The sequence below is a fragment of the Stenotrophomonas sp. SMYL89 genome (assembly GCF_036319985.1).
GTDB lineage: Bacteria > Pseudomonadota > Gammaproteobacteria > Xanthomonadales > Xanthomonadaceae > Stenotrophomonas > Stenotrophomonas maltophilia_Q.
On the sequence record NZ_JAWIRW010000021.1, the window covers coordinates 39,065 to 60,130 of the forward strand.

General features: G+C 67.2%; 20 protein-coding genes and 1 pseudogene. 16 read left to right on the plus strand and 5 right to left on the minus strand.

From position 1 onward, the window contains the following. Positions 1-8 precede the first annotated feature (8 nt). Positions 9-1,136, plus strand: a complete 1,128-nt coding sequence (locus V3B41_RS18335; protein WP_049429250.1) for an NAD(P)-dependent alcohol dehydrogenase — start codon at positions 9-11, stop codon at positions 1,134-1,136. A 339-nt stretch (positions 1,137-1,475) separates the two neighbouring features. Beyond that, positions 1,476-2,570 (plus strand): helix-turn-helix domain-containing protein, encoded by a 1,095-nt coding sequence (locus tag V3B41_RS18340; protein ID WP_329861764.1) that lies wholly within the window; start codon positions 1,476-1,478, stop codon positions 2,568-2,570. 35 nt (positions 2,571-2,605) lie between these two features. On the opposite strand, the gene V3B41_RS18345 is transcribed toward V3B41_RS18340, so the two are convergent. Then, positions 2,606-3,088 carry a YajQ family cyclic di-GMP-binding protein gene (locus V3B41_RS18345; RefSeq protein ID WP_005419468.1) on the minus strand — a complete coding sequence of 161 codons (483 nt, stop codon included), beginning with the start codon at positions 3,086-3,088 and terminating at the stop codon, positions 2,606-2,608. Between the two features lie 91 nt (positions 3,089-3,179). Here V3B41_RS18345 and V3B41_RS18350 point away from each other — a divergent pair, with 91 nt between their 5' ends. The 3 genes from V3B41_RS18350 to V3B41_RS18360 all read left to right on the plus strand — a co-directional run bounded on the left by V3B41_RS18350 (position 3,180) and on the right by V3B41_RS18360 (position 5,980). Continuing rightward, the gene (locus V3B41_RS18350; protein WP_008268196.1) at positions 3,180-4,076 is read left to right on the plus strand and encodes a DMT family transporter; all 897 of its coding nucleotides are present in this window, start codon (positions 3,180-3,182) and stop codon (positions 4,074-4,076) included. Positions 4,077-4,286: 210 nt separating this feature from the next. Next, complete coding sequence (locus V3B41_RS18355; RefSeq protein ID WP_010481369.1) at positions 4,287-5,294, plus strand: methionine ABC transporter ATP-binding protein; 1,008 nt, start codon at positions 4,287-4,289, stop codon at positions 5,292-5,294. Continuing rightward, positions 5,291-5,980 (plus strand): methionine ABC transporter permease, encoded by a 690-nt coding sequence (locus V3B41_RS18360; protein WP_049429251.1) that lies wholly within the window; start codon positions 5,291-5,293, stop codon positions 5,978-5,980. The genes V3B41_RS18355 and V3B41_RS18360 overlap by 4 nt, the downstream gene beginning before the upstream one ends. Before the next feature lie 120 nt (positions 5,981-6,100). Here V3B41_RS18360 and V3B41_RS18365 read toward each other — a convergent pair whose 3' ends face one another. After that, complete coding sequence (locus V3B41_RS18365) at positions 6,101-6,703, minus strand: lipocalin family protein (protein ID WP_049411005.1); 603 nt, start codon at positions 6,701-6,703, stop codon at positions 6,101-6,103. 127 nt (positions 6,704-6,830) lie between these two features. Here V3B41_RS18365 and V3B41_RS18370 point away from each other — a divergent pair, with 127 nt between their 5' ends. Next, a complete protein-coding gene (locus tag V3B41_RS18370; protein WP_049429252.1) occupies positions 6,831-7,160 on the plus strand; it encodes a hypothetical protein in 330 nt (109 codons plus the stop codon). Positions 7,161-7,229: 69 nt separating this feature from the next. After that, complete coding sequence (locus V3B41_RS18375) at positions 7,230-9,326, plus strand: prolyl oligopeptidase family serine peptidase (RefSeq protein ID WP_049429253.1); 2,097 nt, start codon at positions 7,230-7,232, stop codon at positions 9,324-9,326. A 162-nt stretch (positions 9,327-9,488) separates the two neighbouring features. On the opposite strand, the gene V3B41_RS18380 is transcribed toward V3B41_RS18375, so the two are convergent. Further along, positions 9,489-10,673 (minus strand): pyridoxal phosphate-dependent aminotransferase, encoded by a 1,185-nt coding sequence (locus tag V3B41_RS18380; protein WP_049429254.1) that lies wholly within the window; start codon positions 10,671-10,673, stop codon positions 9,489-9,491. Between the two features lie 191 nt (positions 10,674-10,864). Between V3B41_RS18380 and V3B41_RS18385 the strand changes: the two genes are divergently transcribed. The 8 genes from V3B41_RS18385 to hslU all read left to right on the plus strand — a co-directional run bounded on the left by V3B41_RS18385 (position 10,865) and on the right by hslU (position 18,421). Then, complete coding sequence (locus tag V3B41_RS18385; protein ID WP_329861765.1) at positions 10,865-12,976, plus strand: S9 family peptidase; 2,112 nt, start codon at positions 10,865-10,867, stop codon at positions 12,974-12,976. A gap of 54 nt (positions 12,977-13,030) precedes the next feature. Next, complete coding sequence (locus V3B41_RS18390) at positions 13,031-13,456, plus strand: YbaN family protein (RefSeq protein WP_049429256.1); 426 nt, start codon at positions 13,031-13,033, stop codon at positions 13,454-13,456. A gap of 159 nt (positions 13,457-13,615) precedes the next feature. Then, on the plus strand, positions 13,616-13,888 hold the full coding sequence (locus V3B41_RS18395; protein ID WP_329861766.1) for a lipoprotein: 273 nt from the start codon (positions 13,616-13,618) through the stop codon (positions 13,886-13,888). Continuing rightward, entirely contained in the window at positions 13,881-14,732 is an 852-nt protein-coding gene (dapF, locus tag V3B41_RS18400; protein WP_010481382.1) for a diaminopimelate epimerase, read from the plus strand. Before V3B41_RS18395 ends, dapF begins: the two co-directional genes overlap by 8 nt. Continuing rightward, positions 14,729-15,403 (plus strand): DUF484 family protein, encoded by a 675-nt coding sequence (locus V3B41_RS18405; protein ID WP_049429258.1) that lies wholly within the window; start codon positions 14,729-14,731, stop codon positions 15,401-15,403. The genes dapF and V3B41_RS18405 overlap by 4 nt, the downstream gene beginning before the upstream one ends. A 16-nt stretch (positions 15,404-15,419) precedes the next feature. After that, positions 15,420-16,316 (plus strand): tyrosine recombinase XerC, encoded by an 897-nt coding sequence (gene xerC / locus V3B41_RS18410; protein ID WP_049429259.1) that lies wholly within the window; start codon positions 15,420-15,422, stop codon positions 16,314-16,316. An 85-nt stretch (positions 16,317-16,401) separates the two neighbouring features. After that, the gene (gene hslV, locus V3B41_RS18415; RefSeq protein ID WP_005411093.1) at positions 16,402-16,953 is read left to right on the plus strand and encodes an ATP-dependent protease subunit HslV; all 552 of its coding nucleotides are present in this window, start codon (positions 16,402-16,404) and stop codon (positions 16,951-16,953) included. A 94-nt stretch (positions 16,954-17,047) separates the two neighbouring features. Continuing rightward, on the plus strand, positions 17,048-18,421 hold the full coding sequence (gene hslU, locus V3B41_RS18420) for an ATP-dependent protease ATPase subunit HslU (RefSeq protein WP_049429260.1): 1,374 nt from the start codon (positions 17,048-17,050) through the stop codon (positions 18,419-18,421). 96 nt (positions 18,422-18,517) lie between these two features. Here hslU and V3B41_RS18425 read toward each other — a convergent pair whose 3' ends face one another. Continuing rightward, entirely contained in the window at positions 18,518-19,510 is a 993-nt protein-coding gene (locus V3B41_RS18425; RefSeq protein ID WP_049429261.1) for a Gfo/Idh/MocA family oxidoreductase, read from the minus strand. A gap of 45 nt (positions 19,511-19,555) precedes the next feature. Continuing rightward, the gene (smeT, locus tag V3B41_RS18430) at positions 19,556-20,215 is read right to left on the minus strand and encodes an efflux transporter SmeDEF transcriptional repressor SmeT (protein ID WP_049429262.1); all 660 of its coding nucleotides are present in this window, start codon (positions 20,213-20,215) and stop codon (positions 19,556-19,558) included. 222 nt (positions 20,216-20,437) lie between these two features. Here smeT and smeD point away from each other — a divergent pair. Next, a pseudogene (gene smeD / locus V3B41_RS18435) lies at positions 20,438-21,066 on the plus strand (multidrug efflux RND transporter periplasmic adaptor subunit SmeD); the annotation flags it as partial.

Sequence of the window (21,066 nt, forward strand, 5' to 3'; positions counted from 1 at the left end):
GCATTGCGATGAGCAGCAACACGACAACACGCGAGATAACTGCGGCCGTGGTACGCGGCAAGGAACAGCCCTTCGTCATCGAGCAGGCCCGGCTGCGCGGCCCGCAGGACGACGAGGTATTGGTGAAGGTGGTGGCGACCGGCCTGTGCCACACCGATCTGATCGTGCGCGATCAGTACTACCCGGTGCCTTTGCCTGCGGTGCTCGGCCACGAAGGTGCCGGCATCGTGGAAGCGGTTGGCCCCAACGTGCGCGACCTCAAGGTGGGCGACCACGTGGTGCTGACCTACGGCGCCTGCGGCCACTGCAACCCGTGCCGGGGCGGTCATGGTGCCTACTGCAAGGACTTCTTTGCGCTGAACTTCGGTGGCGATGATGGCCACGGCCATACCGCGATCACCGATGCGCAGGGCCAGCCGCTGCACGACCATTTCTTCGCGCAGTCTTCGTTTGCCACCTTCGCCATCGCGCGCGAGATCAACGCGATCAAGGTGCCCGACGACGCGCCGCTGGAACTGCTGGGCCCGCTGGGCTGCGGCATCCAGACCGGTGCCGGTGCGGTCCTCAATTCGCTGCAGGTGCGTTCGGGCAGCAGCTTCGCCAGCTACGGCGCCGGTGCTGTGGGCCTGAGCGCGGTGATGGCGGCCAAGGTGGCCGGCGCCACCACCATCATCGCCATCGACGTGGTGCCCTCGCGTCTTGAGCTGGCGCTGGAACTGGGTGCCACCCACGTGGTCAACAGCCGCGAGACCGATGTGGTCGAGGCCGTGCGCGCGATCACTGGCGGTGGTGCTGATTTCGCACTGGAATCGACCGGTCGCCCGGAAGTGCTGTCGGCCGGTATCGAGGCACTGGGTGGCTTGGGGATGATGGGCGTGGTGGGGGCACCGAAGCTGGGTACCACCGCCAGCTTCGATGTGAACAACCTGCTGCTCGGTGGCCGCAGCATCCGCGGCATCGTGGAAGGCGACAGCGTGCCGCAGGTGTTCATTCCACAGCTGGTGACGCTGTTCCAGCAGGGCCGCTTCCCGTTCGACAAGCTTGTGAGGTTCTACCCGCTGGAACAGATCAACCAGGCGGCGGAGGACAGTACGAAGGGAATCACGCTCAAGCCGATCCTGCGCATCGCGGCCTGAGCAGAGGGTGGGGTTGCAGGGCTGCGCCCTGCACCCGCCGAAGCAACGTCCACGGCAATGGCAAAAGCGGGCATTCCGTGGGATGGCGGGGTGGCTCCGGTTGCGGGGGGCGCTGCAAGTACGTCCATGTAAGCTCGGTCGCGCCATCCATGGCGCTCACGCCCCGCAACCGGGCCCACCCCGCCTTCGACAGGTTCCCGCTGCTGTTGGTCGGCACGGGGTCGGATCCGTTTTCCAAAGGAAAACGGCTCTGACCCCTTGTTTGACCCGCTGGCGGAAACATTCCGTTGTCGGAACGTAACGTGGCGTTGCCGCCGACGGGTGTACGCTGCCTTCATGATGGCCACGACAGTCGGGCAACAGCAGTTGGTGGCGGCACGCGCCGCCTTCGCCGAGGGCGATGCGCGTTCATTGGGCGTGTTGCCGCTGCCGCTGCAGCAGTCATGGCTGCGTTCGCGCGCGGCGGGCCTGCTGCCCGGGCAGGAGCCGGACTATCGTCCGTTGCTGGGTGACGGCCGGCATCTTTCCGATTCCGGCGACCGTCGGCTCGCGCGCTGCGTGCGGCCGGAGCTGGAACAGCTGTGGGCTGCCTTTGGCGGGCGTGGCTGGACGATGTTCTGTGCCAACCGTGAGGGCATGGTGATCGCGCAGCAGGCCCATGGCCTGGAAGATGCACCGCTGCTGCGTCCGATCCAGGTTGGGCGGAGGCTGGGCGAGGGCGAGATCGGCACCACGGCGCCGGCGGTCAGCCTGGCCGACGACCTGCCTGCGCTGGTACGGGGCAATGAACACTACCTGCAGCGCTTCGCCCCGGTGTTCTGCCTCAGCGAGCCACTGCACGATCTCGATGGGCAGGTATGCGGGGTGATCGACATCACCGGCCTGGGTGAGCGTGATCCATCGTTGTTGCAGGGCTATTTTCGGCAGGCCGCGCTGGCCAGCGAGAACCGGCTGTTCCAAGCGCTTGCCGACGTGCATCTGTTGGCGCTGCAGCACGATCCGCGCTGGTTGGCGTCACCATTGCAGGGGTTGCTGGCGGTGCAGGAGGATGGCCAGCTGCGCGCGGCCAACCGTGTTGCGCGGCGCCTGCTGGGCCTGCCGCGTCGGGGACCGTTGCCGTTGTTGAACCTGGAAAGCGTGTTTGCCGGCGCCAGTGCCGCGCAGCGGCGGCGCCTGCTGCAACCCGGGGCGCCGCATCGGGTGCGGGTGGGCGAGGGCAGTGCGGTTTACCTGCAGCACCTGCAGGCGCCGCGCAAGGTCGCTGGCCGCAGCGCGCAACGGCCTTCAGCGGCGACGATGGATGCACCGCTGTTGCGTGATCAGCAGCGTGAAGCGGCGCGCCGTGCCGCGCAGGCGGCGGATGGCAATCTGAGCCTGGCCGCGCGCCAGCTGGGTATCTCGCGCACCACGCTGTACAAGCTGCTGCGCGGTTGACGTTGCAGTCCGCCGGGCCATGCCCGGCGGGCAGATCAATCGCGGAAATTGTTGAACTGCAGCGGCAGCTCGAACTTGCCGGCCTTGAGCACGGCGATGGCATCCTGCAGGTCATCGCGCTTCTTGCCCTGCACGCGCAGCTTGTCGCCGTTGATCTGGCTCTCCACCTTCAGCTTCGCTTCCTTCAGCGCGGCGGCGATCTTCTTGGCGATCTTCTGCTCGATGCCCTGCTTGACGGTGATCTTCTGCCGGGCCTGGGCCAGGTTGGTCTCGATGTCGCCGAACTCCAGGCTGAGCACATCGATGCCGCGCGCGGCCAGGCGTGCACGCAGGATGTCGTTCATCTGCTTGAGCTGGAATTCGGTCGGCGCGAACTGATTGATCACGTCGCCATCGCGTTCGAACTTGGCATCCACGCCCTTGAAGTCGAAGCGGGTGGCCAGTTCGCGGTTGGCTTGGTCGATGGCGTTGGTCAGCTCGTGGGTGTCGACTTCGGACACGACGTCGAAGGAAGGCATGGGCGTGGCTCCGCGGAATTCAGTGGCGGCCATTCTATCGCGGCGCCCATGCCCGGCGCCCGGCGGGGCGCGCGGTCGGCGATAATGGGGCATGAACGTGCAACGCTCCCCCTCGCGTGCGGTGGCCTGGATGGTCGCTGCGGTCGCCTGTTTTTCGCTGATGGACGCTGGCATGAAGCAGCTGTCGGCCAGCTACCCCACCCTGGAAGTGACCTTCCTGCGCGGCGCGGCCTCGTTGCCGTTCGTGCTGGTGTGGGTGCTGGTCAGTGCCGGCCCGCGCTCGCTGGTGCCGCGGCGCTGGGGCCTGCACCTGCTGCGTGGCGCGCTGGGCATGGCGATGATCGGGTGCTTCGTGTTCGCCCTGCGCGACCTGCCGCTGTCCACCGCCTACACCATCTATTTCGTTGCGCCGCTGCTGATCGCTGCACTCTCGGTACCGCTGCTCGGTGAACGGGTCGGGCCGCGGCGCTGGGTGGCCATCGGCATCGGCCTGGTTGGCGTGCTGGTGGTGCTGCGGCCGGGCGTGGATGGCTTCATCTCGGTGCCGGGGCTGATGGTGCTCGCCGCGGCCACCGCCTATGCCGTGGCTGCGATCACGGTCAGCCTGCTGACCCGCACCGATACTTCGCAGTCGATGGTGGTCTGGTTCCTGGTGATCATGGCGATCGGCGCGGGCCTGCTGGCCCTTCCCGGCTGGGTACCGCTGCAGCTGGCACATGCGCCGCTCATCGCCGGCATGGGCCTGGCCGGGGCACTGGGCCAGATCGCCCTGACCAAGGCCTTCCAGCTGGGCGAGGCGTCGATGATCGCGCCGTTGGAGTACAGCGGCCTGGTCTGGGTGATCGGTTGGGACCTGGCCTTCTGGGGCCAGCTGCCGGACGGCTATACCTGGGTGGGTGCGGCGATCATCGTGGCGTCGGGGCTGTACCTGCTGCACCGCGAGCGGGTGAACCGGCAGGAACCGCCGAAGCCGCTTGATCATCCCTGAGCTGGGTCGGCCGGGGAATGGGGTCAGAGCCCCTGCGGGGATCCGACCCCGGGGCCGGATCCCCGCAGGGGCTCTGACCTCGGCTCAATCACCGTCACGGGCGCCTTAGAACCAAAAGGAATAACATTCTGGCCCATGGCGCGGGCGCGCGAGCGCCGGCGCTGGTAGGCTGCACGCCCCCTTCCGTCACCCAGCCGGTGAGCCACGCCCGTGATCGAGTTCCAGCGCCTGCACAAATCCTATGCCGTTGCCGGCCGCGAAGTCAGCGCGCTGCAACCGCTGGACCTGACCATCGAAGCTGGTGAGGTATTCGGCATCATCGGCCATTCCGGCGCCGGCAAGTCGACGTTGATCCGCATGATCAACCGCCTGGAAGAGCCCAGCGGTGGCCGTCTGCTGATCGGCGGCGAGGATGTCACCGCGCTGGACGCGGACGGCCTGCGCGCGCTGCGCCGGCGCATCGGCATGATCTTCCAGCACTTCAACCTGCTGTCCTCGCGCACCGTGGCCGGCAATGTGGCCTTCCCGCTGGAGCTGGCCGGCACGCCGAAAGCGGAAATCGACGCGCGTGTGGCCGAGCTGCTGCAGACCGTTGGCCTGGAAGCGCATGCGCAGAAGTACCCGGCACAGCTGTCCGGCGGACAGAAGCAGCGCGTGGGCATTGCGCGTGCGCTGGCGACCCGTCCGCAGATCCTGCTGTGCGACGAGGCGACCAGTGCGCTTGACCCGCAGACCACCGCGTCTGTGCTGTCGCTGCTGTCGAAGATCAATCGCGAGCTGGGCCTGACCATCGTGCTGATCACCCATGAGATGGATGTGATCCGCCGCGTCTGCGACCGCGTGGCCGTGCTCGACGCCGGCCAGATGGTCGAGACCGGGCCGGTCACCCGCGTGTTCCTGCACCCGCAGCACCCGACCACGCGCCGGTTCGTCAGCGAATCGGAGCATGTGGACGAGGGCGCGCTGCACCGCGATTTCGACGTGGTCGGGGGCCGCATCGTGCGCCTGACCTTCCTCGGCGGCGACACCTACGAACCCCTGCTCGGCAGCGTCGCGCGGCAGACCGGGGTCGACTACAACATCCTGTCCGGCCGTATCGACCGGATCAAGGACACCCCGTATGGCCAGCTGGTGGTCGCCCTGGTGGGCGGCGACCAGTCCGCCGCGCAGGCCGCGTTCGTGGCCGCCGGCGTGCATGTTGAGGAGCTGCGTCGATGATCATCGCTACTGCCGGCGGCTTCTTCCGCCACCTGGATGCGGGCAAGTGGGCCGACATCGGCCAGGCCACCATCGACACGTTGCTGATGCTGCTCGGTTCGCTGCCGCTGACCCTGGCCATCGGCCTGCCGCTGGGTGTGCTGCTGTACCTGTTCGGCGCACCGCAGATGAAGCGCCGGCCGTTCGCCTATGGCGTGCTGGCGCTGGTGGTGAACCTGCTGCGTTCGGTGCCCTTCATCATCCTGATGATCGTGCTGATCCCGGTCACCCTGCTCCTGATGGGAACCTCGCTGGGCGTGCGCGGTGCGATCGTGCCGCTGGTGATCGGCGCGGCACCATTCTATGCGCGCTTGGTCGAGACCGCGCTGCGTGAAGTCGACCGGGGCGTGATCGAGGCGACCCAGGCGATGGGCGCCACCACCTGGCAGCTGGTCACCCGCGTGCTGCTGCCCGAAGCGCGCCCCGGCCTGATTGCCGGTGCGACGGTCACCACCGTGGCGCTGATTGGTTTCACGGCGATGGGCGGCGCGATCGGTTCCGGTGGCCTCGGCGACCTGGCGTTCCGCGATGGCTACCAGCGCTCGCACACCGACGTGGCCCTGGTCACGGTGGTCCTGCTGCTGATCCTGGTGCAGCTGCTGCAGATGCTCGGCGACCGCCTGGTCGCGCATTACAGCCGCAAATGACGCGGCGCCCCGTGCTGCCCCGGCGTCGCCCGGTGCATCGCGGCAGCCGGCCAGCGGCCGGCTCTAACCCATTGTCTGGAAACGGTAGTGCCGGCCGCTGGCCGGCTATTCCACATGCGGTCAACGCACGTTCGGCACTTCGTAGCCCAGCTTGCCGACCTGCTCGGGGTGCTGCGGCACGCGCTTGAGCTTGTCGGTGTTCACGCCGTACTCGTCGCGCAGGCGCTCGGCCAGCTCCTTGTAGAGGCCTTTGTCCATGTCCGGGGTGCGCGAGAAGATCCAGGCCATCTCACGGCCGGGGTAGCCGATCAGCGCCCAGGAATAATCCGGTGCCACTTCCAGCACCCGCGAATGGGTCGGCACGACGCGGTAGAACCAGGTACGCCAGCCGTGGTTGCCGCTGTCCGGGTCGACGCTGGCGCGGGCACGCACTTCCTGCAGCGGTTCGCCGAAGCCATCACGGTAGCGGTAGGTGATGCCGACCTTGTGTGCGTCGCGCAGTTCGTACTCGTTGACGCTGGCGACATGGCCACGTTCGATGAAGTTCGGCACGCGGCCGATCACGTACCAGGTGCCCATGAAGCGCTTCAGGTCGATCGGTGCGTCCAGGGCAGCCGCACCAGAGGCGCTGGTACGGGGCGACGGCGGCTCACTGGCGGCCACGGCGGGGCCGGCCAGGGAAAGGGCCAGCAGCGCGGCGCAGAGCGGGCGGATCGAAGTCATGCGGGAGCGGGCTCCAGTGGGCTTGCACGCGCATGGTCGACTGTGTGCACGCGATCCGTCAATGGTGTCGCAACCTGTGAGAAGGGCCTTGCCCAAGCTGTGTTGCATTGTCCACCGGAGAAGCCCCATGAACGCTCGTTCCGTTCGTCGCCCTGCAACTGAACGCGTCATCATTGAACGCGCCCATCCGCGCCTGCTGCGCAGCGTGCGTCAGGTCGCTCTGGCCGGCCTGGCGCTGGTACTGGTCTGGCCAGCCGCGCGTGGCAGCAACGCCTGGCTGGGCTGGCTGCCGATGTGGCTGGTGGGCATGCCGCTGGTGGCCTGGTGGGCGCTGCTGCGCTTCCCTGCGCCGCGCCTGTCGTGGTTGCGGCTGGCCCGTCGCACCGGTGGACAGGCGCGACGCCGCGGCCGTGGCGCCGTCCGTGGTGGCCGCCGTAGCTCGACCGCCGCGGCCTGACCTTCGACACGGGGGCGGCTGCAGCGATCCATGCTAGCGTTCCACGGCTTATGACTGCCTGGAGCTGCAATGTCTCGACTCGCTTCCGCCTGCCTGTTGGCCGGCATGATGACCGCTGCCTCGGTGGGGACCGCCGTGGCCGCTGAAGACACCGATCGCTACGCCTGGCTGGAGGACGTCACCGGCGACAAGCCGCTGTCCTGGGTCAAGGAACAGAACGCCAAGTCCGAAGCGCGCCTGGCGCAGACCCCGGCTTTCAAGCAGATGGAGACCAGCATCCGCGAGGTGCTCGACTCCGACGCCAAGATTCCCGCCGTGCAGAAGATCGGCGACTACTACTACAACTTCTGGAAGGACCAGCAGCACGAGCGCGGCCTGTGGCGGCGCACCACGCTGGCCGAGTACCGCAAGGCCTCGCCGCAGTGGGAAACCGTGCTCGACCTGGATGCGCTGAACAAGGCCGAGGGCGAGAACTGGGTCTGGCACGGCGCCGACTGCCTGCGCCCGGACTACAGCCGCTGCCTGATCGCGCTGTCGCGCGGTGGTGCCGATGCCGACGTCACCCGCGAATTCGATCTATCCAGCAAGAGCTGGATCAAGGACGGCTTCTTCCGTCCCGAGTCGAAGGGTGGCCTGAACTGGATCGATCGCGACACCGTGTTCGTCTACACCGACTTCGGTGCCGGCTCGATGACCACCTCCGGCTACCCGCGCGTGGCCAAGCTGTGGAAGCGTGGTACGCCGATGGCCTCCGCCAGCGTGGTGTATGAAGGCAAGCCGGAAGACATGTACATCGCGGCGATGCACGATGACACTCCGGGCTTCGAACGCAACCTGGTCAGCCGCACGCTGGCGTTCTACAACAACGAGATCTACCTGCGCGGCGACGATGGCACGCTGACCAAGATCGACGCGCCGAACTCGGCCGAGAAGGGCCTGCACAAGCAGTGGCTGACCCTGGAGCTGCGTGATCCGTGGACCGTGGGTGGCAAGACCTATGCGTCCGGTTCGCTGCTGGCGACCAGGCTGGATGACTTCCTGGCCGGCAAGCGCGAGTTCGACGTGTTGTTCACCCCGACTGCGACCACCTCGCTGGCCGGCGCCACCTGGACCAAGAGCCATCTGGTGCTGAACGTGCTGGATGACGTCAAGAACCGCCTGTCGGTGCTGACCCCGGGCGCCAATGGCTGGCAGACCAGCCGCTTCGTCGGCGCGCCGGCCTTCGGCACGCTGGGCGTGTCCGCGGTCGACAGCAACGACAGCGACGCGGTGTGGCTGACCGCCACCGACTACCTGACCCCGACCACCCTGGCGCTGGCCGAGATCGGACAGGCCCCGGAAACGCTGAAGACCATGCCGGCCTTCTTCGATGCCAAGGGCAAGGTGATCGAGCAACACTTCGCCACCAGCAAGGACGGAACCCGCGTGCCGTACTTCGTGGTGCACGACAAGGCGATGAAGCTGGACGGCTCCAACCCGACCCTGCTGTATGGCTACGGTGGTTTCGAAATCTCGCTGACCCCGGGCTACTCCGGTGGCATGGGCCGCGCCTGGCTGGAGAAGGGCGGCGTGTACGTGGTTGCCAACATCCGTGGCGGCGGCGAGTACGGCCCGCGCTGGCACCAGGCGGCGCTGAAGCAGAACCGCCACAAGGCCTATGAAGACATGGCCGCCGTGGCACGCGATCTGGTCAAGCGCAAGATCACCACCGCCAAGCACCTGGGTGTGCAGGGCGGCAGCAATGGTGGCCTGCTGACCGGGAACATGCTGACCCAGTACCCGGAGCTGTTCGGTGCGGTGGTGGTGCAGGTGCCGCTGCTGGACATGAAGCGCTACAGCCACCTGCTGGCCGGTGCGTCGTGGATGGCCGAGTACGGCAACCCGGATACCAGCGACTGGGAGTTCATCAAGACCTTCTCGCCGTACCACCTGTTCGACGCGAAGAAGAACTACCCGCCGGTGCTGTTCACCACCTCCACCCGCGATGACCGCGTGCACCCGGGCCATGCCCGCAAGATGGCGGCGAAGATGATCGACGCCGGCAAGGACGTGACCTACTACGAGAACATCGAAGGTGGCCACGGCGGCGCAGCCAACAACGCGCAGGCCGCACACATGTCGGCGCTGGCCTACAGCTTCCTGTGGGAACGCCTCGGCGGTAAGTAAGCAGAACGGAAAACGCCGCCCCAGGGCGGCGTTTTCCGTTATCGGGTAGCGGGGGGGGGGGGGGGCGGCGCGGGGGGCCGCGGGGGCGGGGGCCCCCGCCCCGGGGCGCGCCCCCGCGGGCCGGGGGGGGCGGGGGCGGGGCGCCGCGCCCCCCCCCCCCCGCTACCGGAAATGCTTCAACCCGCGCGCGATCCGCTCCACCGCCTCCTGCAACCGCGGCACTTCCTGCGTGTAGGCCAACCGCACGTGCTGGTTCGCACGGTGGAAGCCGAAATCCAGCCCCGGCGTGAATGCCACGTGCTCGGTTTCCAGGAAATGGGCGCAGAACGCCTGCGCGTCACCGGTGAATGCGCTGACATCGGCGTACAGGTAGAACGCACCCTGCGGCTCGACTTCGATGCGGAAGCCCAGTTCACGCAATGCCGGCAGGAGGAAATCGCGGCGCTGGCGGAAGGCTTCGCGACGCTGCTCGAAGATCGCCATCGCTTCCTCGCTGAAACACGCCAGTGCGGCATGCTGGGCGATGCTCGAGGCGCTGATGTACAGGTTCTGCGCCAGCTTCTCCAGGTCCGGCACCGCCGCCGGCGGTGCCACCAGCCAGCCCAGCCGCCAGCCGGTCATGCCGAAGTACTTGGAAAAACTGTTCAGTACGAATGCGCTGTCGTCCACCTGCAGCACGCTGGGTGCATCCAGGCCGTAGGTCAGGCCGTGGTAGATCTCGTCCACCACCAGGTGGCCGCCGCGCGCGTGCAGGGTCTGCGACAGGGCTGCCAGTTCGTCGGCGGAGAGCACGGTGCCGGTGGGGTTGGCCGGCGAGGCGACCAGCGCGCCGACGCTGTCGGCATTCCAGTGCTGTTCGACCAGCGACGGAGTGAGTTGATAGGCGGTCTCCGGCCCGACCGGCACCAGCTGCGCGCCGCCTTCCACCAGGCGCAGGAAGTGGCGGTTGCACGGATAGCCGGGGTCGGCCAGCAGCCAGTGGCGGCCGGGGTCGACCAGCAGGCTGCTGGCCAGCAGCAGCGCCCCGGAGCCGCCAGGGGTGACCAGGATGCGCTCGGGGTCGATGTCCAGCCCGTAGTGGCTGCGATAGAAGCCGCTGATTGCCTGGCGCAGGGCCGGCAGGCCACGTGCGGCGGTGTAGCGTGTATGGCCGGCGGCCAGTGCGGCCTGTCCGGCACGCACGATCGGTTCGGCGGTGGTGAAGTCCGGTTCGCCGATCTCCAGGTGGATCACATCGTGGCCCGCCTGTTCCAGCGCCTGGGCGCGGGCCAGCAGGGACATCACGTGGAACGGGGCGATTTCATGGCTGCGCCGGCTGTAGCCCGGCGTGTGGGGCAGGGTGCTCATGCGCCCATGGTACGCCGCGCGCTGGGGTCGGATCCCTTTTGCACGCAAAAGGGCTCTGACCCCAGCAGGAGCCGCACCATGACGATCCGCAGGGTTGCCGCATCGCCGCGATTGGGGTCAGATCCCTTTTCGGGAAAAGGGATCTGACCCCGTCGAAGACCATTGCATTGATGCGCCTGGAGCCTTATTTCATGAAACCTACCCTCTGCCTGTTGCTTGCCAGCCTGATGACCACCACTGCCAACGCCGCCCCCCTGCCTGTTCCGCCGGATGCCGCCAAGCACCCGCATGTGGTCAAGGCGCCGTTCGGCGCGACCCGCAGCGATGACTACTACTGGCTGCGCGACGACAAGCGCGAGAACAAGGACATGCTGGCCTACCTGCAGGCCGAGAATGCCTATGCCGACCAGCTGCTGGCACCGCTGAAGCCACTGGAAGACACCCTGTACAAGGAGATCGTCGGCCGCATCAAGCAGGACGATTCCAGCGTGCCGGCGCGTGAGCGCGGCTACTGGTACTACAGCCGCTTCGAGACCGGCCAGGACTACCCGATCCATGCGCGCCGCAAGGGCAGCATGGACGCGGCCGAAGAAGTCCTGCTGGACGTCAATGCGATGGCTGCCGGCAAGGGCTACTTCAGCGTCGGCTCGATGGAAGTGAGTCAGGACAACCAGCTGCTGGCCTGGGCCGATGATGACGTCGGTCGCCGCCAGTACACGATCCGCTTCAAGGACCTGGCCACCGGCAAGGTGCTGCCCGACGTGATCACCGGCAGCTCCGGCGACCTGGTCTGGGCCGACGACAACCGCACCGTGCTGTACGTCGAGAACGATCCGGAAACGTTGCTGACCGTGCGCGTGAAGAAGCACGTGCTGGGCACCCCGGCCAGCGCCGACACCGTCGTCTACGAGGAGAAGGACGACAGCTTCTACATGGGCATCGGCCGCACCCGCGACGATCGCTTCATCACCATCGGCGTGCACAGCACGGTGTCCTCGGAAGAGCGATATGCACCCGCCAGCGACCCGACCACCTTCACCGTGCTGGCGCCGCGCCAGCGCGACGTCGAGTACGACGCCGACCACTACGATGGCCGCTGGGTGATCCGCACCAACGACGGTGCGAAGAACTTCAAGCTGGTCACCGCACCCACCGATGCCACCTCGCGCGCGCAGTGGAAGGACTGGATCGCGCATGACGATGCCGTGTTGATCGAGGGCTTCGAACTGTTCGACAGCTACACCGCCATCGCCGAACGTTCCGAAGGCCTGGAGCGCATCCGCCTGCTTTTCAAGGACGGCCGCAGCGACTACGTGAAGGCCGATGAGCCGGCGTATTCGATGGGCCTGGGCGACAATACCGAAGCCGACACGCCGTGGCTGCGTTACATCTACACCTCGATGACCACCCCGACCACGGTGTTCGAACTGAATACCGCCACCGGTGAGCGTCGCCAGCTGAAGGTGCAGCCGGTGATCGGCTATGACGCGTCGAAGTACGAAACCGACCGCGTCTGGATCACCGCGCGCGATGGCGTGAAGGTGCCGGTGTCGCTGGTCTACCGCAAGGGCTACAAGAAGGACGGCAAGGGCGCGCTGTTCCAGTACGCCTATGGCAGCTACGGCATGTCGATGGACCCGTACTTCAACCAGACCGCGGTGAGCCTGCTCGACCGTGGCGTGGTGTATGCCATTGCCCACATCCGTGGTGGCCAGGAAATGGGCCGCGACTGGTACGAGAACGGCAAGCTGCTGCACAAGCAGAACACCTTCAACGACTTCATCGACGTCACCCGTGCCCTGGTGGCGCAGGGCTGGGCGGCGAAGGATCGCGTGGCGGCATCCGGAGGCAGTGCCGGTGGCCTGCTGATGGGCGCGGTAGCCAACCAGGCGCCGCAGGACTACCGCGTGATGGTGGCGCAGGTGCCGTTCGTCGACGTGGTCACCACCATGCTCGACCCGACCATTCCGCTGACCACCAACGAGTACGACGAGTGGGGCAACCCGGAGCAGAAGCCGTACTACGACTACATGCTGTCCTACTCGCCCTACGACAACGTGAAGAAGCAGGCCTATCCGGCGCTGTTCGTGGGCACCGGCCTGTGGGATTCGCAGGTGCAGTACTGGGAACCGGCCAAGTGGGTGGCCAAGCTGCGTGACGACAACACCGGCCATTACCCGATCCTGTTCCGCACCAACATGGAAGCCGGCCACGGCGGCAAGTCGGGGCGCTTCCAGCGTTACCGCGAGCTGTCCGAGTCGTACGCGTTCGTGCTGCAGCAGCTGGGCATCGCCCAGCCGTGATCGCGACAGGGTGCCGGGCACTGCCGGGCACCCTGAACCGGTATCCTTGCGGCCATGAGCGCGCCAGATCCTTCCGCCCCACGCGACGCCACCACGCCACCGCGCGTGGTGCGTTTCCGCTGGGCGTGGTGGCTGCTGGCCTACGTCAGCCTTGGCACCGGCATCGTCGGCATCTTCGTGCCGGGCCTGCCGACCACCGTATTCATCCTGATTTCGGCCTGGGCCGCTTCGCGCGGCTCCGAGCGCCTGCACACCTGGCTGCTGCAGCATCCGCGCTTCGGTCCGGCCATCGCCAACTGGCAGGCGCACGGGGCGGTCAGCCGCTACGGCAAGTGGATGGCCACGATCACGATGGCGGTATGTGCCGGCATCATGCTGTGGTGCGTGCCGATCGCCTGGGTGAAGTGGTTCTCGATCGGCAGCATGACCGTGGTGGCGATCTGGCTGTGGACCCGGCCGTTGCCACCGTCGGAGGGCTGAACATGGCCCGCCAGCGGCCCCCATGGGGGCGGCAAGGGGTAGAGTCGACTGTTAGTCGACTATCGCGCGCAGCGCGGGGTTTTCGCTATCTGATCGAAGAGCAGTCGACTAACAGTCGACTCTACCTACCGCTCAGCCGCCAATGGCTATACTCGGGGCATGAAGACCCCCCATCGAAACGCCATCCTGATTCCGCTGGCAGCGGCCTCGCTGCTGTTCCTCGCCGCCTGCGGCAACAAGGGCCCGCTGGTACTGCCGCAGAAGCCGGTGCCGGTGGAAGAGACCGTTGAACCCGTTGCCGAGCCCGCGACCGAAGCGACCCCGGCGGAGACCCAGGGCAGCGGCACGCCGGCCACGACCGTGGACCCGGCTGCACCGACCACCCAACCGGCGCCTGCGCCTGCGAAGAAGGTGGGCGGCGGGAATGAGTAAGGCCGGTTCCAAGGCGCTGCGCTTCAGCAAGATGCATGGCGCGGGCAATGATTTCGTAGTGATCGACCTGCGTGGCGGCACTGCGCCGCCCACGCCTGAACTGGCCGCGCGCCTGGCCGACCGCCACACTGGCGTCGGCTGCGATCAGATCCTGACCATCGAAGCACCGCGCGCGGAAGGCTCGGTGGCGTCCTACCGCATCTGGAATGCCGACGGTTCCAACTCCGAGCAGTGCGGCAACGGCGCGCGCTGCATCGCGGCCTGGCTGGTGCGCGAGGGCAGTGCGCAGGGCGATGCATTCGTCATCGACAGCCCGTTGGCCAGCCACGAAGTGAAGGTGCTGGGCGAGGGCCAGTTCGCGGTAACCATGGGCGTGCCTGCCTTCGAGCCGGCCAACGTGCCGCTGATGGGCTTCGCCCACGCGCGTGAGGAATACCTGCTGCCGTTGCAGGGGGAAAGCGTGCGATTTGCCGCGGTGTCGATGGGCAACCCGCATGCGGTGATCGAAGTGGGCCTGATCGATGCTGCGCCGGTCGAGCGCGTCGGTGCGCTGCTGCAGCAGCATGCATCGTTCCCGCGCTCGGTGAACGTGGGTTTCGCCCAGGTGATGGGCCCGGCGCATGCGCGTCTGCGTGTGAATGAGCGCGGCGTCGGTGAAACCCTGGCTTGTGGCAGCGGTGCCTGTGCCGCTGCGGTGACCCTGATGCAGCGTGGCCGCCTGCAGCGTGACGCGCGCATCAGCCTGCCCGGTGGTGACCTGCGCATCCAGTGGCCGGGCGATGGCCAGCCGGTAGTGATGGCCGGCCCGACCGCATTCGTCTTCGAAGGGGAGTGGATCGCATGACCGAAACCGTCGACAAGCTCGGAGCCCATGAAGTCGCTGCCTGGTTGCGGCGTCATCCGGGCTTCCTCAAGCAGTTCCCGGACCTGGCCCTGACCCTGGTGGTGCCGCGTGACGACGGTCCGACCGCGTCGCTGGCCAGCTACCAGCTGGAAGTGCTGCGCGAGAAGAACCGCGAGCTGGCACGACGGTTGGCCGATCTGGGCGCCACCGCCCAGATCAATGAACGCCTGGCAGTGCGCACGCATCAGCTGACCCTGGCACTGATGAAGCAGGACAACGCCGCCGATACCCTGCGTGCGATGGCCGCCTCGCTGCAGGAAGATTTCGCCGGGGACCTGGTACGGCTGGTGGTGCACACGCCGGTGGCCGGGCTGGAGCAGGCCGACTGGCTGCAGGTGATCGCCGCCGATGATCCGCAGCTGGGCCCGTTCCGCGACTGCCTGAAGGACGGCGAGCCGATCTGTGGCCGCCTGCAGCCGGAAAAGAACGCCGTGCTGTATGGCGTGCGCAGCGAGGAGGTGCAGACCACCGCACTGCTGCCGCTGCCGGGCGTGGGCCTGATCGCGGTCGGCAGCCACGATCCGAACCGCTTCTATCCGGGCATGGGCACGCTGTTCCTGCGCATGATGGGCGATGCCCTGGTCGCCGGCCTGAAGCGCTTCGCGGGCTGAGCAGGACATCACGACGATGAGCGCGGTACAGGCCTTCCTGCAGCACCTGCAGGTGGAGCGGCGGATGTCGGCGCATACGCTCGACGCCTACCGCCGCGACCTGGATGCGCTCTCGGTCTGGGCCGAGCCGCGTGGCGTGGCGGTGGAGGCACTCGATGCCGACGCGCTGCGCCAGTTTGTTGCCGATGAGCATCGCCGTGGCCTGTCCGCGAAGAGCCTGCAGCGCCGGTTGTCGGCGTGCCGGAGCTTCTATGCCTGGCTGCTCAAGCACGGGCGCATCGAGGTCAGCCCGGCGGCGACGCTGAAGGCACCGCGCGCACCGCGCCGGTTGCCACAGGTCCTCGACGCCGACGAAGCCGTGCAGCTGGTCGAGCTGGAGCCGGAAGGCGAGCTCGGCCGCCGCGACCGCGCGCTGCTGGAACTGTTCTACTCCTCCGGCCTGCGCCTGAGCGAAGTCTGCGCGCTGACCTGGCGCGACCTGGATTTCGCCAGTGGCCTGGTCAACGTGCTGGGCAAGGGCAATCGCCAACGCCGCGTGCCGTTCGGCCGGCCGGCGCGCGAAGCGCTGCAGGCGTGGCGCACGGAGAGTGGTGGTGGCCCGGCCTCGCCGGTGTTTCCCGGCCGCAACGGGCCGATCAGCCAACGCGCGGTGCAGATCCGCATCCGCCAGCTGGCGCAACGCCAGGGCCTGTTCAAGCACGTGCACCCGCACATGCTGCGGCACAGTTTCGCCAGCCATATCCTGGAATCGTCCGGTGACCTGCGTGGCGTGCAGGAACTGCTTGGCCATGCGGACATCGCCACCACGCAGATCTATACCCACCTCGACTTCCAGCACCTGGCCAAGGTCTACGACGCCGCGCATCCGCGCGCGAAGCGTCGACGCAGCAACGAGGGCAGCGGAGAAAGCTGAACGTTGCCCCTGCGGCAGGCGGTCGCGGGTGGCTTGAAGGGCGCAGCGCAGTCCCCACCTCTGGTTCTGTCACCCCGGAGGCATCATGGACCCCAGTCAGAACCCCAACGTTTTCCACGCCACCACCATCGTCTGCGTCCGTCGCGGCGAGCACGTGGCCATTGCCGGCGACGGCCAGGTCACGCTGGGCCACACCGTGATGAAGGGCAATGCGCGCAAGGTGCGCCGCCTCGGCCGTGATGGCCAGGTGCTGGCCGGCTTTGCCGGTGCCGCCGCCGACGCCTTCACCCTGTTCGAGCTGTTCGAGGCCAAGCTGGAAAAGCACGGCCAGCTGCAGCGTGCAGCGGTCGAGCTGGCCAAGGATTGGCGCACCGAGCGCCGCCTGGGCAAGCTCGAAGCCCTGCTGGCAGTGGCTGACAAGGAAACCTCGCTGATCATCAGCGGCACCGGCGATGTGATCGAGCCGGAGGACGGCATCATCGCCATCGGTTCCGGCGGTTCGTATGCCCTTTCGGCTGCGCGTGCGCTGATGGCACACACCGAGCTGGATGCACGCACCATCGCCAGCGAGGCGATCGGCATCGCCGGTGACATCTGCATCTACACCAACCGCAACGTGGTGGTCGAGGAGCTTTGACCGCTCTTCTGTAGTGCCGAGCCATGCTCGGCAGGGCTGCCCGTCAGCCGAGCATGGCTCGGCTCTACATGCATCTGAATTCGTGAGCACAACCATGCCGAAGATCGAAGTTTCCTCCGCCACCATGACCCCGCGCGAGATCGTGCAGGAACTGGACCGGCACATCGTGGGCCAGCACGACGCCAAGCGCGCGGTGGCCATTGCCCTGCGCAACCGCTGGCGTCGCATGCAGCTGGTGCCGGAGCTGCGCAATGAAGTGATGCCGAAGAACATCCTGATGATCGGCCCCACCGGCGTCGGCAAGACCGAGATCGCGCGTCGCCTGGCCACGCTGGCCAACGCGCCGTTCGTGAAGGTCGAAGCGACCCGCTTCACCGAAGTCGGCTACGTCGGCAAGGATGTCGAGCAGATCATCCGTGACCTGGCCGATACCGCAGTGAAGCTGTACCGCGAACAGGCCAAGGTGCGCGTGCGTACCCAGGCCGAAGAACGCGCCGAAGACCGCATCCTCGATGCGCTGCTGCCGCGCCGCAGCGGTGGCATCGGCTTCGATCCGGAAGTCGCCCGCAACGAACCGTCGGCGCAGGACAACGAGACCCGCATCAAGTTCCGCAAGATGCTGCGCAACGGTGAGCTGGACGAGCGCGAGATCGAACTCGACCTGACCGCCAATGTCAGCATGGACATCATGACCCCGCCGGGCATGGAGGAAATGGGCCAGCAGCTGAAGTCGATGTTCGCCAACCTCGGCGGTGGCGCCAAGGCGCACAAGCGCACGCTGACCATCAAGGCCGCGCGTCCGCTGCTGATCGAGGAAGAGGCCGGCAAGCTGGTCAACGAAGACGACATCCGCACCGCGGCGATCGAGGCCTGCGAGCAGCACGGCATCGTGTTCATCGACGAGATCGACAAGGTTGCCAAGCGTGGTGACAACGTGGGTGGTGGCGATGTGTCGCGCGAAGGTGTGCAGCGCGATCTGCTGCCGCTGGTGGAAGGCTCCAACGTGTCCACCAAGTACGGCACGATCAAGACCGACCACATCCTGTTCATCGCCTCCGGTGCGTTCCACCTGGCCAAGCCCAGCGATCTGATTCCGGAGCTGCAGGGCCGCTTCCCGATCCGCGTCGAGCTGGGCGCGCTGAGCAAGGGTGACTTCGTGCGCATCCTGACCGAGCCGAAGGCCGCGTTGACCAAGCAGTACGAAGCACTGCTGGCTACCGAAGGCGTCAAGGTCAGCTTCACCGCCGACGCCATTGAGCGCCTGGCCGAGATCGCCTTCCAGGTGAACGAGCGCCAGGAGAACATCGGTGCCCGTCGCCTTCACACCGTGCTGGAACGCCTGTTGGATTCGCTCAGCTACGAGGCACCGGACCGCGACGGCGAGACCCTGGCCATCGACAGCGCCTACGTCGATGCGCACCTGGGTGAGCTGGTGCAGGATCCGGACCTGAGCCGCTACATCCTGTAACGTCCGACGGGGTCGGATCCCTCTCCGTTGCGAGGGGCTCCGACCCCACCCACTGCAACAGAAAAGGCCGCCGAAAGGCGGCCTTTTTGTTGTTGGTCAGTGCGGGTGCCTGACGCGGTAGGCCTGTAGCACCTGATCGATCACTGCGCTGGTGCGCGCGGCGCTGATGCCGGTCGACGGTGAGCGCCCGTTGCCACGCAGCTCGTCCACGATGGAAGCGATCAAAGGCTGCTGGACCGACGGCGGGTTCGGAATATCGAACGCCTGCACGCCGGCATCGGTGTCCAGCACGACCGGAACGTCTTCGAAGGTGGCAAAGCGCAGCTGCCCGCGGTCGCCGGTGATCTCCACCTCATCCTGGCGGCGGAAGGCGCAGAAGCTCCATTGCGCGATGCCGTGCGCGCCGTTGCCGGTACGGAAGCACACCGAGACACTGTCCTCGGCGGCGTAGGCACCGGTCAGCGAACTGGCCAGGCCATGGACATCGATCAAAGGCCCCAGCAGATGGTCGAGCAGATCCAGCGTGTGCGAGCCCAGATCGACGAACAGGCCGCCACCGGAGATCGCGGGATTGGTCCGCCAGAAGTCCGGTGACGCTGCCTGCATCGAGTGTGGCCGGTGCAGGCTGGCGCGCACGCTGCGCGGTGTGCCGATCGCGCCGCTGTCCAGCAGCTGTTTCACCTTCGCGAAGCGGGGCAGGGCACGGCGGTAGTAGGCCACGAACACCGGCACGCCGCTGCGGGCACTGGCCGCGATGATGCGCTGGCACTCGCCATGGTCCATGGCCATCGGCTTTTCGATGTAGACCGGCTTGCTCACTGCAATCGCCTGCAGCGCATAGTGCATGTGCGTGGAGGGGGGCGTTGCAACGTAGATCGCGTTCACTTCCGGATCGGCGATGAGCGCATCGGCATCCGCGTACCAGCGGGGAACCCCGTGGCGTCGCGCGTAGTCTTCAGCCAGTGCCGCATTGCGGCGCATCACTGCCGCTACCCGTGAGCCCGGCGTGCTGGCCAGGGCCGGGCCACTCTTTTTCTCGGTGACGCTGCCGCACCCGACGAAGCCCCACACCACGTTGTCCAGGATCATGGGGCTGTCCTCAGATGGGCGCGGCGGTGGCGGCAGCAGCGCTGCTCACGCTTCGGGCAGCGGCTCGGGCACGGTGCCGGGCACGAACACGCCGTCCTTCACGTAGGCGGCCAGGGTCATGTCCAGTGCGAGCATGCCATCGCGCTTGAGGTCCATCAGTTCCGGTTCGACCATCGCGCCGTGCAGCACGCCCAGCACGGTGGCGTGCAGCATGCGTGCGGCGATCTTCGGATCGGCGCCTTCGCGCAGCTGGCCCAGATCGCGGGCGCGGCGCAGGGCGCGCTCCATCCGTTCCAGTCCGTCGCGGAAGCCGGCCTGCTGCAGCTCGGTCAGCACCTTGGTGTCGGCCGAGGCATCGCTGCGCAGCATGATCTCCATGGTCTTGCGCAGGCGCTCGTCCTCGGACAGTTCGATGAACGAGTGGATCATCACCGCGCGCAGGTCGTGCACCGGGGTGTCGCGCTGGTCGGTCGAGGTGCGCTCCAGTTCCTGCATGAAGGGCAGGTGCACGCGCTCGACGATCGCGGCCAGCACCTCGCTCTTGTTCTTGAAGTGCCAGTAGACCGCGCCGCGGGTGTAGCCGGCGCGGGCACCGATCATCTCCAGCGTGGTACGGGCCACGCCGTGTTCATGGAAGCAGGCTTCGGCGGCGTCAAGGATGCCTTCCCGGGTTGCCTGGGTGTCCTCTTTGGTCTTGCGGGCCATGGATGGGTACGAGTGCGGGTGAAACGTGGCTGAATTGTACCGGTTTACAAACAAACAAGCATGTATGTATATTTCGTTCCCATCATTCCCGTCGTGTGCGTGGCAGGCCTGTCCGGCTCCCGCGCCACCCGGGTGGGCGCGATCTGCGGGGTTTCACCGGAACAGGGGAAAGCCGTTGTATCAGCGTCTTCTGAGATTCCTTCCTCCAAGAGCCTTTCCGTCATGTTGCTGAGCCGAATCCGACCCTTTGCACTGTCGCTGGCGATCGCCGCGACCGTGGCTGCCTGCGGCGGCCAACCCCAGGCCCCCGAGCAGGGCCCGGGTGACGTCACTGTGGTCACGCTGAAGCCCGAGACCGTGGGCCTGACCCGCGAACTGCCGGGCCGTACCAATGCCTTCCTGGTCGCCGAAGTGCGCCCGCAGGTCAACGGCATCGTCGCCAAGCGCCTGTTCACCGAGGGCGGCATGGTCAAGGCCGGCGAGCCGCTGTACCAGATCGAGGACGCCAGCTACCGCGCCCAGGCCAACAGCGCCCGCGCCCAGCTGGCCCGTGCCGAAGCCACCGCCAACGCTGCCCGCCTCAGCGCCAAGCGCATCACCGAGCTGGCCAAGGTCGACGCGGTCAGCCAGCAGGATCTGGAAAACGCCGTGGCCGCGCAGAAGCAGGCCGAGGCCGACGTCGGTGCCGCCAAGGCCTCGCTGGACGCGGCCAACGTCACCTTGGGCTATGCCCGCATCACCGCGCCGATCAGCGGCCGCATCGGCAAGTCCAGCGTCACCCAGGGTGCGCTGGTCAGCGCCGGCCAGGCCAATGCACTGGCCACCGTGCAGCAGCTGGACCCGATCTACGT